The sequence below is a fragment of the Micromonospora sp. KC721 genome, from assembly GCF_004348355.1.
In the GTDB taxonomy this organism is placed as follows: domain Bacteria; phylum Actinomycetota; class Actinomycetes; order Mycobacteriales; family Micromonosporaceae; genus Micromonospora.
Genome location: NZ_SMJY01000058.1, coordinates 14,874 through 29,223, shown reverse-complemented (window position 1 = coordinate 29,223; position 14,350 = coordinate 14,874). Strand labels below are relative to the sequence as shown.

Below are 14,350 nucleotides of genomic sequence, written 5' to 3'. Positions count from 1 at the left end.
CCGGCGTACCGGTCGGCGACGGCCCGCGCGAGCCGGGCGACCTCGGGGGCCAGCACCGGCTCCGGGGAGACCACCTTCTCCAGGTACGCCAGCCGGGGGTGGGCCGACTCCGCGACCCGCTCCAGCAGCCAGCCGTCGACCAACTGCCCGGCGAAGCGGACCTTCACCCGCACCCCGGGGAGCGCTTCGCCGTCCAGGGCGGCGGGGACCAGGTAGTCGAACGGACGGTCCAGGTGCGGCAGGGGGACGTCCACGCAGACGCGCGCGACCGGCGACCCGTCGGCGGGTCGCCGGTCGCTGCGCCTGGTGCCGGTCAGGCTCCCGCGGCCGACTTGAGGTCGGCGGCCCGGTCGGTGCTCTCCCAGGTCAGGTCCGGCAGCTCGCGGCCGAAGTGGCCGTACGCGGCGGTCTGCTGGTAGATCGGGCGGAGCAGGTGCAGGTCCCGGATGATGGCGGCCGGGCGCAGGTCGAAGACCTCCGTGACGGCCTTCTCGATCGCGGAGACCGGCACGGTCTCGGTGCCGAACGTCTCGATGAACAGGCTGACCGGGTGCGCCTTGCCGATGGCGTACGCCACCTGCGCCTCGCAGCGCTCGGCCAGGCCGGCCGCGACGACGTTCTTGGCCACCCAGCGCATCGCGTACGCGGCCGAGCGGTCCACCTTGGACGGGTCCTTGCCGGAGAAGGCGCCGCCGCCGTGCCGGGCGTACCCGCCGTAGGTGTCGACGATGATCTTGCGGCCGGTCAGGCCCGCGTCACCCATCGGCCCGCCGATCTCGAACCGGCCGGTCGGGTTGACCAGCAGCCGGTAGCCCTCGGTCTCCAGGCCGAGGCCCTCCAGCTCCGGCTCGATGACGTGCTCGCGCACGTCCGGGGTGAGCAGCGACTCCAGCGAGATGTCCGCCGCGTGCTGGCTGGAGACGACCACGGTGTCCAGCCGCACCGGCCGCAGTCCGTCGTACTCGATGGTGACCTGGGTCTTGCCGTCCGGCCGCAGGTACGGAATCGTGCCGTCCTTGCGCACCGCGGCGAGCCGGCGAGCCAGCCGGTGCGCCAACGCGATCGGCAGCGGCATCAGCTCGGGCGTCTCGGAGCACGCGAAGCCGAACATCATGCCCTGGTCGCCGGCGCCCTGTGCGTCCAGCGCGCTCTCCGACGCGCCGGTACGCAGCTCGAAGGCGTTGTCGACACCCTGGGCGATGTCGGCGGACTGCTGGCCGATGGAAACGCTGACCCCGCAGGACGCGCCGTCGAAGCCCTTCTTCGACGAGTCGTACCCGATGCCGAGGATGGTGTCCCGGACGATGGTCGGGATGTCGGCGTAGGCCTTGGTGGTCACCTCGCCGGCCACGTGCACCTGGCCGGTGGTGATCAGGGTCTCGACCGCGACACGGGAGTGCGGATCCTGGGCGAGGAGGGCGTCGAGGACGCCGTCGCTGATCTGATCGGCGATCTTGTCCGGGTGGCCTTCCGTGACCGATTCGGACGTGAAGAGACGTGTCACGGCACTCCTAAGCACTTGAGAACTCTTTTGAAAAGGTCGCTCCGCGGCAGTTTAATCACCCGGGTCAGCGGATGGTTCGGGAACATGCGACGCCCATTGCTCAGGGCCGGTCGGCCAGGCGGGACACCACGAGGTCCCAGACGCCGTCGGCCAGGTCCTCCTTGTCCTGTTCGGGCAGGACGTGCACGGTGCCGTCGGCGGCGATGACGGTCGCGGCGTTGGTGTCCGCCCCGAAGACCTTGTCCACGCCGACCTCGTTGACGACGATCAGGTCCGCCCGCTTGCGGGCCAGCTTGGCCCGCCCGTTGGCCTCCGCGTCACCGGTTTCGGCGGCGAACACCACCAGCAGCTGCTCCGGCCGGCGCTGCCGGCCCAGCTCGGCGGCGATGTCGGGGTTGGTGACCAGCTCGATGGTCGGGGCACTGCCGCCGTCCACCTTCTTGATCTTGCTGGAAGCGTAGCTCGCCGGACGGAAGTCGGCCGGTGCCGCCGCCATCACCATGACGTCGGCGCCCTCGGCCGCCGCCAGGGTGGCGGTGCGCAACTCCTCGGTGGTGCCGACCCGGACCAGATCCACCCCGGCCGGGTCCGGCAGGGCCACGTTGGCCGCGACCAGGGTGACCCGGGCGCCGCGGGCCACCGCCGCCCGCGCGAAGGCGTACCCCTGCTTCCCGGAGGAGCGGTTGCCGAGGAACCGGACCGGATCCAGTGGCTCGCGGGTGCCGCCGGCGGTCACCACCACGTGCCGGCCGGCGAGATCGGCCGGGGCGTCGACGCCCCGGGCGAGGGCCCGCCGGGCAATGGCGAAGATCTCCGCCGGGTCGGGCAGCCGCCCCTTGCCGCTGTCGGCTCCGGTGAGCCGACCCACGGCGGGCTCGATCACGCGCACGCCCCGGGAGCGCAGCGTGGCCACGTTGGCGACGGTGGCCGGGTGCTCCCACATCTCGGTGTGCATCGCCGGCGCGAGCACCACCGGGCAGCGGGCGGTGAGCAGCGTGTTGGTGAGCAGGTCGTCGGCGAGACCGTGGGCCGCCCTGGCGAGCAGGTCCGCCGTGGCCGGCGCGACGACCACCAGGTCGGCCCGCTGGCCCAGCCGGACGTGCGGCACCTCGTACACGTCGGACCACACGTCGTCGGCGACCGGCTGGCCGGAGAGCGCCGCCCAGGTCGGCGCCCCGACGAAGCGGAGCGCCGACGCGGTCGGCACCACCCGGACCCGGTGTCCGGACTCGGTGAACAGCCGCAGCAGCTCGCACGCCTTGTAGGCGGCTATGCCGCCACCGACCCCCAGGACGATCTCAGCGGACATCGACGCGCGGCGGTGTTACGGCTGGTCGGTCGGCTCGGCGGTGAGCAGGCCGGCGTTGATCTCGCGCATGGCGATGGAGAGCGGCTTCTCCTGCGGGGTCGTCTCCACCAGCGGGCCGACGTACTCGAGCAGGCCCTCACCGAGCTGGCTGTAGTACGCGTTGACCTGACGCGCACGCTTGGCGGCGAAGATGACCAGCGCGTACTTCGAGGTGGTCTTCTCGAGCAGCTCGTCGATCGGCGGGTTGGTGATGCCCTCGGGGTTGGCGATGGATCCCACGAAATACCCTCTGCGTCTGAAGTGTCCGCGCGAGCGCGGCTGGTCGCTCAACCGCGCAGGGGCGGCCGAGCGGGAGCCAGATAGGAAGAACCGAGCAAGCCTACCAGCTCGGCCACGGCCTGCTCGGTCAGGCCGTGGACCACGGTGTGTGCGACGGCCTCGGCGACCGCCGGTGAGGCACGCCACCCCGGCGGCGACAGCAGCACCAGGTCGACGCCGGGCAGCGCCGCCCGCACGGCGAGCGCACCGGGCAGGTCGAGTGGGAGCAGCACCGGCCGCCCCTGCGCGAGCCGGGTCCGCAGCGGTTCACGGGGTGTGCCACGCAGGTGCGGTCCCATCCGGAACCACTCCAGCAACTCTCCGCCGGCGACCAGCCGGTCGAACTCGGCCGGTGTGACGAAGTGCCGGTCGACGCCGTCGCGCTCGCCGGGGCCCGGCGGCCGGGTGGTCACCGGCACCGGCACCCACACGGACGGAAAACGCGCCCGGACCCGCTCGACCACACCGTCCCGACCGGCACCGGACGGTCCGGTCAGGACGGTGGGTCGAGCCGCCGGGCGCGTCTCGTCATCCGTGCTCACCGCTTGTTTCTACACGGTGGCGGAGCTCAGTTCGCGGCGAACTCTCCAAGCAGCGCCTTGCGCTGCTGCTCGCCCAGGCCACGCAGGCGACGGCTGTCGGCGATCTTGAGCTTCTCCATGATCTGAGTCGCCCGGATCTTGCCGATGCCCGGCATGGCCTGCAGGACGGCCGAGACCTTGAGCTTGCCGACGACGTCGTCGGACTCGGCCCGCTCAAGGACGGCGGCGAGGGTGGTCTTGCCCTGCTTGAGCTGCTCCTTCAGCTCAGCACGGGCCTTGCGGATCTCCGCGGCCTTCTCCAGCGCGGCAGCGCGCTGCTCAGGGGTCAGTGACGGGAGCGGCACCAGTTCTCCTCAGGTCCCTATCGCGACGGGCGGAACGCACCGCCGCTCTGTGAAACGTGGTGACGCTGACAACCAAAGGGGTCCATGGTTACCAGCGCGGGGAAAACTAGCGGTCGCCGGAGCTTTCGGCAACGTGGGCGCGCGAAGATCAACGTAAAGTGACCGAGCCGTCAGTCAGCCAGCACAGCCCGGCAGTCGGCCAGCACGCGCTCCGCGGCGGCCCGCAGGGCGGCCGGATCTGGGCCCGCTCCCAACACCTCGCGGGAGTACGACGGGAGCACCGAGGGCAGGCTCGGCCCGAAAACCAGGCGCAGGTCGGCGGCCGTCGCGCCCTGCGCGCCGAGCCCGGGGGCGAGCAGCGGACCGTTGACCCGGGACAGGTCGTGGCCGGTCTCGCCGACCGTCGCCCCCACCACGAGCCCGAAGCTTCCCAACGGCTGCGCACCCGCGTTGAGCTGGGAAATCTCGTCGATGACGGTCTGCGCCACGGTGCGGCCGTCGGCGGTGCGGGCCCGCTGCACCGACGCCCCCTCGGGGTTGGAGGTGAGCGCCAACACGAAGACGCCGCCGCCGTGCGCCGCCGCCAACTCGAACATCGGGGCCAGCGCGCCGACGCCCAGATAGGGGCTGGCGGTCACCGCGTCGACGTACAGCGGGGCGGCCGGGTCGAGGTACGCCGAGGCGTACGCGGCGACGGTCGAACCGATGTCGCCGCGTTTCACGTCGAGCAGAACGAGCGCACCGGATTCGCGTAACTGTCGGATAGTTGACTCAAGAATTCCGACACCCCGGGCACCGAAGCGCTCGAAAAAGGCCGACTGGGGCTTGACGACCGCGACCCGGTCACCGAGGGCCTCGACCACCGTCCGGGAGAAACGCTCCAGCCCGTCGATGTCGTCCGGCAGTCCCCAGCGGGCCAGCAGTCCGGGATGCGGGTCGATGCCCACGCAGAGCGGTCCCCGCTCGGCCACGGCCCGGTGCAGCCGGGCGCCGAAGGTCTCCATCCGTCCCTCTCTCCTCACTTCGCTGCGGGACCGGCACCCGCCGACCCCGTCCTGCCCGCGCCGGCCCCGCCCGGGACCGTCGCCGCGGCCGGCTCAGCCGGCCTGCACCGCCGCGGCGATCCCGGCCGCGATCCGGGCCACGTCGGCGTCGTCGGTGACGTACGGCGGCATGGTGTAGACCAGGTCGCGGAACGGGCGCAACCACACCCCCTCGGCGACCGCCGCGGCGGTCGCGGCGGCGAGGTCCACCTCGTGGTCGAGCTGCACCACGCCGATCGCGCCCAGCACCCGCACGTCGGCCACCCCGGGAGCGCCCCGCAACGGCTCCAGACCGGCCCGCAGCGCCGCCCCCACCCGGGACACCTGGGCGGCCCAGTCACCGGCCCGCAGCAGCCCCAGGGAGGCGTTGGCGACCGCACAGGCGAGCGGGTTGCCCATGAAGGTCGGCCCGTGGGCCAACACCCCGGCCGCGGAGATGCCCCGGGCGATCTCCGCCGTGCAGAGCACCGCGGCCAGGGTCAGGTAGCCGCCGGTGAGCGCCTTGCCCACGCAGAGCACGTCCGGGCTCACCCCGGCGTGTTCGGCGGCGAACATCGCGCCGGTGCGACCGAAGCCGGTGGCGATCTCGTCGAAGACCAGCAGCACCCCGTGGGCCCGGGTCACCTCGCGCAGCGCCCGCAGGTAGCCCGGATGGTGGAAACGCATCCCGCCCGCGCCCTGCACCACCGGCTCGACGATCACCGCGGCCAACTCGTGGGCGTGCTGCTCCACCGCGCCGGTCAGCGCCGCCAGGTACGCCGGGTCGGGCGCGTCGTCGAAGCCGCCGGGCGGGGCGGGGGCGAAGACCTGCCGGGGCAGCACGTCGCCCCAGAGGTGGTGCATCCCCCCCACCGGGTCGCAGACGCTCATCGGGTGGAACGTGTCGCCGTGGTACCCACCCCGCCAGGTGCCCAGCCGGCGGCGCTCCGGCCGGCCGGTGGCGCGTTGGTACTGCAGGCACATCTTGACCGCCACCTCGACGCCGACCGACCCGCTGTCGGCCAGGAAGACGTGCTCCAGGCCGTCGGGGGCCAGCTCGACCAGGGTGCGCGCCAGCCGGACGGCCGGCTCGTGGGTGAGCCCGCCGAACATCACGTGGCTCATCCGGCCGAGCTGCTCCACCACGGCCGCGTCGAGCACCGGATGCCGATACCCGTGGATCGCCGCCCACCAGGACGACATGCCGTCGACCAACTCCCGGCCGTCGGCCAGCCGCAGCCGTACGCCCTCGGCGCTGCGCACCACGTACGGCGGCGCGGCCGGCGGCAGCGCCGCGTACGGGTGCCACACGTGCGCCCGGTCGGCGGCCAGGATCTCCTCGGGCGTCACGTGCCCTCCCTCGTACCCTCGACGGCCGCCGGCCGGGCCGGCCGCTTCACCCGACCGTGGCGCCGGCGGCGGCCGCCGCGCGCGCCGCGGCCCGGACCAGTGTCGGACCCCGGTAGATGAAGCCGGTGTAGAGCTGCACCAGGCTGGCACCGGCGTCGAACATCCGGGCCGCGTCGTCCGGATCGAGAATGCCGCCCACCCCGATCACCGGCAGCCGCCCACCGGTCTCGCGGTGCACGAAGGCGACCACCTCCCGGGCGCGCCCGGTGAGCGGCCGGCCGGAGAGCCCGCCGGTCTCGGCGCCGCGGTCCCGGTCGGCCGGGGCGAGGCCGTCGCGGGACAGGGTGGTGTTGGTGGCGATGACCCCGGCCGCGCCCCGGGCCAGGCAGACCTCCAGCAACTCGGCGATGGCCGGTTCGGTGAGGTCCGGGGCGATCTTCACCAGCACCGGCTTCTCCCCCACCAGAGCGGCCAGCAGCGCGTCCAGGTGCGCCTTGTCCTGCAGGCTGCGCAGGCCGGGGGTATTCGGCGAGGAGACGTTGACGGCGAAGTAGTCGCCGTGCGCGCGCAGCGCCCGGTACGAGGTGAGGTAGTCCTCGACCGCCTCGTCCAGCGGGGTCACCTTGGACTTGCCCAGCGAGATGCCCAGGGGCACCCCGAGCGGGCGGGGCAGCGCCGCCAGACGGCCCGCCAGGGCCTGCGCGCCGGCGTTGTTGAACCCCATCCGGTTGATCACCGCCGCGCTGTCGCGCAGCCGGAACAGCCGGGGCCGGGGGTTGCCCGGCTGGCCGTGCGCGGTGACCGTGCCGACCTCGACGAAGCCGAAACCGAGGGCCGGCCAGGCCGGCAGCGCCACACCGTTCTTGTCCATCCCGGCGGCCAGCCCGACCGGGTTCGGGAACTCCACCCCGAACACGGTCCGCGGTGCCCGCACCAGGTAGCGGGCACGCAGCGCGGCCAGCGCGGCCGGCCGCCGGGACAGCCCGGCCAGCCGCCGCAGGGTCCACTCGTGCGCTGCCTCGGCGTCGCCGCCGCCGATCCGGAACAGCAGCGGCCGGAGGGTCTGCTCGAACATCACTCGCCGGCTCGCAGGGCGGCGTGCAGCTCCTGCAACGGGCGGACCTGCATGTCGCCGCGGATCCGCGCCTCGATCCCCATCACCGCCGCCGCGGCACCGGGAACCGTGGTGATGCAGGGGATGTCCGTGGTCACCGCCGCGCTGCGGATCTCGTACCCGTCGGATCGGGCGCTCGCGCCGGAACCCTGCGGGGTGTTCACCACCAGCGCCACGTCCCCGCCGAGAATCATCGACACCGCGTCGTCGCCCTCGCCGGACTCGTAGTGCTTGCGGATCTGCTCGCAGGCGATGCCATGCCGGCGCAGCACCTCCGCCGTGCCCGTGGTGGCCACGATCTCGAAGCCCAGATCCGCCAGGCGCTTGATCGGGAAGATCATCCCGCGCTTGTCCCGGTTCGCCACCGAGACGAAGACCCGGCCCGCGGTGGGCAGCGAGCCGTACGCGGCGGCCTGCGACTTGGCGAAGGCGTGCCCGAAACCGGTGTCGATGCCCATCACCTCACCGGTGGACTTCATCTCCGGGCCGAGCAGTGAGTCCACGCCCTTGCCCGACGGGGTGCGGAACCGCTTGAACGGCAGCACCGCCTCCTTCACCGCGATCGGGGCGTCGACCGGCATCACGCCGCCGTCCCCGGTGGGCGGAAGCATCCCCTCGGCCCGCAGTTCGGCGATGGTGGCGCCGAGCGCGATCCGGGCCGCCGCCTTGGCCAGCGGCACCGCCGTGGCCTTGGAGACGAACGGAACGGTACGGGAGGCACGCGGGTTGGCCTCCAGCACGTACAGCACGTCGTCCTTGAGGGCGTACTGGACGTTGAGCAGGCCCCGTACCCCGACCCCACGGGCGATCGCCTCGGTGTAGCGGCGCACCTGCGTCAGGTGCGAGCCGGCCAGGGTGATCGGCGGCAGCACACAGGAGGAGTCGCCGGAGTGGATGCCGGCCTCCTCGATGTGCTCCATCACACCGCCCAGGTAGACCTCGCCGTCGGCGTCGCAGAGGGCGTCCACGTCGATCTCGATGGCGTCGTCGAGGAACCGGTCGACCAGCACCGGGTGGTCCGGGGAGATGTCGGTGGCCCGGCCGATGTAGTCGCGCAGCGTGGCGTCGTCGTAGACGATCTCCATGCCCCGCCCGCCGAGCACGTACGACGGCCGCACCAGCACCGGGTACCCGATCTCGTCGGCGATCGCCTTCGCCTCGTCGTACGAGGTGGCCGTGCCGTGCGCCGGGGCGCGCAGCCCGGCCCGGGCCAGCACCGCGCCGAACGCGCCCCGCTCCTCGGCCAGGTGGATCGACTCCGGAGAGGTGCCGACCACCGGCACGCCGGCGTCCTTGAGCCGCTGCGCCAGGCCCAACGGGGTCTGCCCGCCGAGCTGGACGATCACCCCGACCACGCCGGGCCCGCCGGCCGCCTTCCCGGAGGAGTCCTCGGCGTGCCAGACCTCCAGCACGTCCTCGAAGGTGAGCGGCTCGAAGTAGAGCCGGTCGGCGGTGTCGTAGTCGGTGGAGACCGTCTCCGGGTTGCAGTTGACCATCACGGTCTCGAAGCCGGTGCCGGCGGCGCCGGCCGCCACCACGCCACCGGTGGGCGCGGCGCGCAGCGCCTGGACCGCGTGCACGCACGAGTAGTCGAACTCGATGCCCTGGCCGATCCGGTTCGGCCCGGAGCCCAGGATGAGCACCTTCGGCCGCGCCGAGGGCGCCACCTCGGTCTCCGAGTCGTAGGTCGAGTAGTGGTACGGGGTGGTCGCCTCGAACTCGGCGGCGCAGGTGTCCACCGTCTTGTAGACCGGGCGCACGCCCAGCCGGTGCCGCAGGGTGCGTACCCCGTCCTCGGCGGCCAACTCCGGGCGGAGCGCGGCGAGCTGCCGGTCGGACAGACCGGCCCGCTTGGCCCGGCGCAGCAGGTCCGCGTCGAGCACCGGCGCGGCCACGATCTCCGCACGCAGCTCGACCAGCCCGGCGATCTGGTCCAGGAACCACGGATCCATCCCGGATGCCTCGGCCACCTCGGCGACGGAGGCGCCCAGGCGCAGCGCCCGCTCGACGGTGTAGAGCCGGCCGTCGTGCGGCGTCCGCAGCGCGTCGAGAGTGTTCGCCCTGGTGGCCCCCGCCGGGTCCGCAGTGGTCCAGAAACCCGATGACTTGGTTTCCATCGACCGCATCGCCTTGTTGAGCGCCTCGGTGAAGTTGCGACCGAGGCTCATCGCCTCGCCGACCGACTTCATCGTGGTGGTCAGTTCCGGGTCCGCGCCGGGGAATTTCTCGAACGCGAACCGGGGAATCTTCACCACCACGTAGTCCAGCGTCGGCTCGAACGCCGCCGGGGTCTTGCGGGTGATGTCGTTCGGGATCTCGTCCAGGGTGTAGCCGATGGCCAGCTTCGCGGCGATCTTGGCGATCGGGAAGCCGGTGGCCTTCGAGGCCAGCGCCGAGGAACGGGACACCCGGGGGTTCATCTCGATCACGACGATCCGGCCGTCGGCCGGGTTGACCGCGAACTGGATGTTGCAGCCGCCGGTGTCCACCCCGACCTCGCGCAGCACCGCGATACCGAGATCCCGCAGCCGCTGGTACTCCCGGTCGGTCAACGTCATGGCCGGGGCCACGGTGACGCTGTCGCCGGTGTGCACGCCCATCGGGTCGACGTTCTCGATCGAGCAGACCACCACCACGTTGTCGTGGCGGTCGCGCATCAGTTCGAGTTCGTACTCCTTCCAGCCGAGCACGCTCTCCTCGATGAGCACCTCGTGCACCGGGCTGGCCGCCAGGCCGGAGCCGGCGATGCGCTGCAGGTCCTCGTCGGTGTGCGCCATGCCGGAACCGAGGCCGCCCATGGTGAACGACGGCCGGATGACCACCGGCAACCCCAACTCGGCCACGGTCGCCTCGACCTCGGCCATCGAGTGGCAGACCCGGGAGCGGGGCACCAGCGCGGCGGGATCCTCGACGCCGATGCGGGCACCCGCCTTGGCCACGATGTCCTTGAACAGCTGCCGATCCTCGCCGCGGTGGATCGCCTCGATGTTCGCGCCGATCAACTCCACGCCGTACTTGTCGAGCACACCCGCCTCGTGCAGGGCGACCGCCGTGTTCAGCGCGGTCTGCCCGCCCAGGGTGGGCAACAGGGCGTCGGGGCGTTCCCGGGCGATGACCAGCTCGACGAACTCGGGGGTGATCGGCTCGACGTAGGTCGCGTCGGCGAACTCCGGGTCGGTCATGATGGTGGCCGGGTTGGAGTTGACCAGGCTGACCCGGATCCCCTCGCTGCGCAGCACCCGGCATGCCTGGGTGCCGGAGTAGTCGAACTCGCATGCTTGACCGATGACGATCGGCCCGGAGCCGATCACCAGGATGTGGTTGAGGTCGGTGCGCTTAGGCATTCTTTCCGCCTTCGATGAGCTCGGCGAAGCGGTCGAAGAGGTAGTCCGCGTCGTGCGGGCCGGCCGCCGCCTCCGGGTGGTACTGGACGGTGAAGGCGGGCACGTCCTTGGCCCGCAGCCCCTCGACCACGTTGTCATTGAGGCAGACGTGCGAGACCTGGACGCCGCCGAACTCGGTCTCGATCACCTGATCGGGCACCACGGTCCCGGCCTGCGCGCCCGGCACCTGCACCGCGAAGCCGTGATTGTGGCTGGTCACCTCGACCTTGCCGGTGGCCCGGTCGAGCACCGGCTGGTTGATGCCCCGGTGGCCGTAGCCGAGCTTGTAGGTGCCGAAGCCGAGCGCCCGACCGAGGATCTGGCTGCCGAAGCAGATGCCGAACAGCGGGATCCGCCGGCCCAGCACCTGCCGGGCCAACGCGACCGGGCCGTCGGCGGTGGCCGGGTCGCCCGGGCCGGGCGAGAAGAAGACCGCGTCGGCGCCGGTGGCGAGCAGGTCGTCGAGGGTGGAGCCGGCCGGCAGCACGTGGGTGGTGACCCCGCGCGCGGCGAGCCGGCGCGGCACGTTGCGTTTGATACCCAGGTCCAGGGCGGCGACGGTGAACCGGTGCGTGCCCTGCGCCGGCACCACGTACGGCTCGACGGTGGTCACCTCGGCGGACAGGTCCGCACCGACCATCTGCGGCGACTGGCGGACCCGGGCCAACAGGGCGCGCGGGTCGTCGTCGACGCTGGAGATGCCGACCCGCATCGCGCCCCGCTCGCGCAGGTGCCGGGTGAGCGCCCGGGTGTCCACGCCGCTGATGCCGACCACGCCCTCGGCGGCGAGGCGGTCCTCCAGCCCGCCGGTGGCCCGCCAGTTGGAGCCGATCCGGGCCGGATCACGCACCACGTACCCGGCGACCCAGATCCGGGACGACTCGTCGTCCTCGGTGTTGACGCCGGTGTTGCCGATGTGCGGCGCGGTCTGCACCACCACCTGGCGGTGGTACGACGGGTCGGTCAGGGTCTCCTGGTAGCCGGTCATGCCGGTGTTGAAGACCGCCTCGCCGAAGGTCTCGCCGACGCTGCCGTACGCCTCGCCGTGGAACGTGCGCCCGTCCTCCAGGACGAGAATGGCGCTTCTACGCTTCATGCTGCACTTCCTTCGAGCCGGACTGCGGTGCTCCGCTTCGCTGCGCTCCTCGCTCGGATCACTTGACAGCCTTTCCGTCCAGGACCGTCGGCTCGCCGCGCAGGAAGGTCGCCACGATGCGACCGGGCAGCGTCATGCGGGCGTACGGGGTGTTGCGACTACGACTGGCCAGCTCCGCCGGCTCGACGACCCGACGGGCGGCCGGGTCGACCAGGGTGAGGTTGGCCGGTACGCCGGGCGCCGGGTCGACGCCGTGCCCGTCGAGCCCGGCGATCCGGGCCGGGACGCGGGACATCCGCTCGGCGATCAGATCCCACTCGGGGCCGAGCACGTCGAGGGCGATGGACAGCGCGGTCTCCAGGCCGAGCATGCCCGGCCGGGCGTACGCCCACTCGCACTCCTTGTCCTCCACCGCGTGCGGGGCGTGGTCGGTGGCGACCACGTCGATGACACCCTCGACCAGCGCGGCGCGCAGGGCGGCGATGTCGCTGGCGGTACGCAGCGGCGGGTTGACCTTGTACACCGGGTCGTAGGTCTCGGCCTTGACGTCGGTGAGCAGCAGGTGGTGCGGGGTGACCTCGGCGGTGACCCGGACCCCGCGCGCCTTGGCCTGGCGCAGCACCTCGACGCTGCCGGCGGTGGACACGTGGCAGACGTGCAGCCGGCTGCCGACGTGCTCGGCGAGCAGCACGTCCCGGGCGATGATCGCCTCCTCGGCGACCGCCGGCCAGCCGATCAGGCCGAGCCGGGTGGAGACCTCGCCCTCGTGCATCTGCGCGCCCTCGGTGAGCCGGGGCTCCTCGGCGTGCTGGGCGATGATGCCGTCGAAGGCCTTGACGTACTCCAGCGCCCGGCGCATCAGCTTCGGGTCGGCCACGCAGTGCCCGTCGTCGGAGAAGATCCGCACCTGCGCGGCGGAGTCGGCCATCGCGCCCAGCTCGGCCAGCCGCTCGCCGGCCAGGCCGACGGTGACCGCCCCGATCGGCTGCACGTCCACCAGTCCGGCCTCGCGGCCGAGCCGCCAGACCTGCTCGACCACCCCGGCGGTGTCGGCGACCGGGGAGGTGTTCGCCATCGCGCAGACGGCGGTGTAACCGCCGAGCGCCGCCGCCCGGGAACCGGACTCGACGGTCTCGGCGTCCTCCCGGCCCGGCTCGCGCAGGTGGGTGTGCAGGTCGACCAGGCCGGGCAGGGCGACCAGCCCCGTCGCGTCGATCACGATGGCGTCCGGCGCGGTGAGGCCGGCGCCGGCGTCCGCGACGACGCCGTCGCGGATCAGCAGGTCGGTCGGCGCGGCGCCGACGACGCTCACGCCCTTGATCAGGTACGGGGTCACAGGTTGTTCCCTCCGAGCAGCAGGTAGAGGACGGCCATCCGCACGGAGACCCCGTTGGCGACCTGTTCGACGATGGTGGAACGGGGCGAGTCGGCGACCTCGGGCGTGATCTCCATGCCCCGGTTCATCGGGCCGGGATGCATGACGATCGCGTGGTCCGGCAGCCGGCGCATCCGCGGGCCGTCCAGCCCGTAGCGGCGGGCGTACTCCCGGGCGGAGGGGAAGTACGAGTCGTTCATCCGTTCCCGCTGCACCCGCAGCATCATCACCACGTCCACGTTCGGCAGCACCGCGTCGAGGTCGTACGAGACCAGGGTGCCGGGGGCGAGCGCGGCGGCGATGTCGACCGGGATGAGGGTCGGCGGGCCGACCAGGGTGACCTTGGCGCCGAGGGTGGACAGCAGCAGCACGTTGGAGCGGGCCACCCGGGAGTGCAGCACGTCCCCGACGATCGCGACGTGCAGGCCGGCGAGGCGACCCAGCCGAGACCGCATCGTGTACGCGTCGAGCAGCGCCTGGGTCGGATGCTCGTGGGTGCCGTCGCCGGCGTTGACCACCGACCCGTCCACCCAGTGCGCCAGCCGGTGCGGGGCACCGGAGGCGGGATGCCGGACGACCACCGCGTCGGCGCCCATCGCCTGCAGGGTGAGTGCGGTGTCCTTCAGGCTCTCCCCCTTGGCCACGCTGGAGCCCTTGGCGGAGAAGTTGATGACGTCGGCGCTGAGCCGCTTGGCCGCCGCCTCGAAGGAGATCCGGGTGCGAGTGGAGTCCTCGTAGAAGAGGTTCACCACGGTCCGGCCGCGCAGGGCGGGCAGCTTCTTGACCTCGCGGCCGGCGACGGTGGCCATCTCGGCGGCGGTGTCGAGGATCTGGGTGGCGGTGGCCAGGTCCGGGTCGGCCCCGGAGAGCAGGTGCCGAATCACAGGACCAGCCTTTCGTTCGCGACTGCGGGGCTCCGCTCCGCTGCACTCCTCGCGCTCACCGGAGCCAGCCTTTCGTTCGCGACTGCGGGGCTCCGCTCCGCTGCACTCC

12 protein-coding genes and 1 pseudogene are annotated in these 14,350 nt (G+C 72.5%); all 13 read right to left on the bottom strand.

Annotated elements, in window-relative coordinates; genetic code table 11:
- Positions 1 to 254: pseudogene (locus E1182_RS12970) on the bottom strand (primosome assembly protein PriA); the annotation flags it as partial.
- A 59-nt stretch (positions 255 to 313) separates the two neighbouring features.
- Complete coding sequence (gene metK / locus E1182_RS12965) at positions 314 to 1,504, bottom strand: methionine adenosyltransferase (RefSeq protein WP_132264511.1); 1,191 nt, start codon at positions 1,502 to 1,504, stop codon at positions 314 to 316.
- A gap of 100 nt (positions 1,505 to 1,604) precedes the next feature.
- The gene (gene coaBC, locus E1182_RS12960; RefSeq protein WP_132264508.1) at positions 1,605 to 2,813 is read right to left on the bottom strand and encodes a bifunctional phosphopantothenoylcysteine decarboxylase/phosphopantothenate--cysteine ligase CoaBC; all 1,209 of its coding nucleotides are present in this window, start codon (positions 2,811 to 2,813) and stop codon (positions 1,605 to 1,607) included.
- A 15-nt stretch (positions 2,814 to 2,828) separates the two neighbouring features.
- Positions 2,829 to 3,092 carry a DNA-directed RNA polymerase subunit omega gene (gene rpoZ, locus E1182_RS12955; protein ID WP_007075826.1) on the bottom strand — a complete coding sequence of 88 codons (264 nt, stop codon included), beginning with the start codon at positions 3,090 to 3,092 and terminating at the stop codon, positions 2,829 to 2,831.
- A gap of 47 nt (positions 3,093 to 3,139) precedes the next feature.
- Positions 3,140 to 3,673, bottom strand: coding sequence for a guanylate kinase (locus E1182_RS12950; protein WP_132264506.1), 534 nt, complete (start codon positions 3,671 to 3,673; stop codon positions 3,140 to 3,142).
- Positions 3,674 to 3,699: 26 nt separating this feature from the next.
- Positions 3,700 to 4,017, bottom strand: a complete 318-nt coding sequence (gene mihF / locus E1182_RS12945) for an integration host factor, actinobacterial type (protein WP_088962722.1) — start codon at positions 4,015 to 4,017, stop codon at positions 3,700 to 3,702.
- 170 nt (positions 4,018 to 4,187) lie between these two features.
- Entirely contained in the window at positions 4,188 to 5,021 is an 834-nt protein-coding gene (gene pyrF, locus E1182_RS12940; protein ID WP_132264504.1) for an orotidine-5'-phosphate decarboxylase, read from the bottom strand.
- Positions 5,022 to 5,114: 93 nt separating this feature from the next.
- Positions 5,115 to 6,389 (bottom strand): adenosylmethionine--8-amino-7-oxononanoate transaminase, encoded by a 1,275-nt coding sequence (locus E1182_RS12935; RefSeq protein ID WP_132264502.1) that lies wholly within the window; start codon positions 6,387 to 6,389, stop codon positions 5,115 to 5,117.
- 46 nt (positions 6,390 to 6,435) lie between these two features.
- Positions 6,436 to 7,464, bottom strand: a complete 1,029-nt coding sequence (locus E1182_RS12930) for a quinone-dependent dihydroorotate dehydrogenase (protein WP_371687543.1) — start codon at positions 7,462 to 7,464, stop codon at positions 6,436 to 6,438.
- Positions 7,464 to 10,847, bottom strand: a complete 3,384-nt coding sequence (gene carB / locus E1182_RS12925) for a carbamoyl-phosphate synthase large subunit (RefSeq protein WP_132264497.1) — start codon at positions 10,845 to 10,847, stop codon at positions 7,464 to 7,466. The genes E1182_RS12930 and carB overlap by 1 nt, the downstream gene beginning before the upstream one ends.
- On the bottom strand, positions 10,840 to 11,982 hold the full coding sequence (gene carA / locus E1182_RS12920; RefSeq protein ID WP_132264495.1) for a glutamine-hydrolyzing carbamoyl-phosphate synthase small subunit: 1,143 nt from the start codon (positions 11,980 to 11,982) through the stop codon (positions 10,840 to 10,842). Before carA ends, carB begins: the two co-directional genes overlap by 8 nt.
- Positions 11,983 to 12,040: 58 nt before the next feature.
- Complete coding sequence (locus tag E1182_RS12915; protein ID WP_132264493.1) at positions 12,041 to 13,318, bottom strand: dihydroorotase; 1,278 nt, start codon at positions 13,316 to 13,318, stop codon at positions 12,041 to 12,043.
- A complete protein-coding gene (locus E1182_RS12910; protein ID WP_132264491.1) occupies positions 13,315 to 14,241 on the bottom strand; it encodes an aspartate carbamoyltransferase catalytic subunit in 927 nt (308 codons plus the stop codon). Before E1182_RS12910 ends, E1182_RS12915 begins: the two co-directional genes overlap by 4 nt.
- Between the last annotated feature and the right edge of the window lie 109 nt (positions 14,242 to 14,350).

What these genes read in the sequence shown, in the direction of transcription:
- E1182_RS12930 (WP_371687543.1), bottom strand. Translation starts at nt 7,464, where the DNA reads ATGTTCGAGCAGACCCTCCGGCCGCTGCTGTTCCGGATCGGCGGCGGC.
- coaBC (WP_132264508.1), bottom strand. Translation starts at nt 2,813, where the DNA reads ATGTCCGCTGAGATCGTCCTGGGGGTCGGTGGCGGCATAGCCGCCTAC.
- pyrF (WP_132264504.1), bottom strand. Translation starts at nt 5,021, where the DNA reads ATGGAGACCTTCGGCGCCCGGCTGCACCGGGCCGTGGCCGAGCGGGGA.
- carB (WP_132264497.1), bottom strand. Translation starts at nt 10,847, where the DNA reads ATGCCTAAGCGCACCGACCTCAACCACATCCTGGTGATCGGCTCCGGG.
- carA (WP_132264495.1), bottom strand. Translation starts at nt 11,982, where the DNA reads ATGAAGCGTAGAAGCGCCATTCTCGTCCTGGAGGACGGGCGCACGTTC.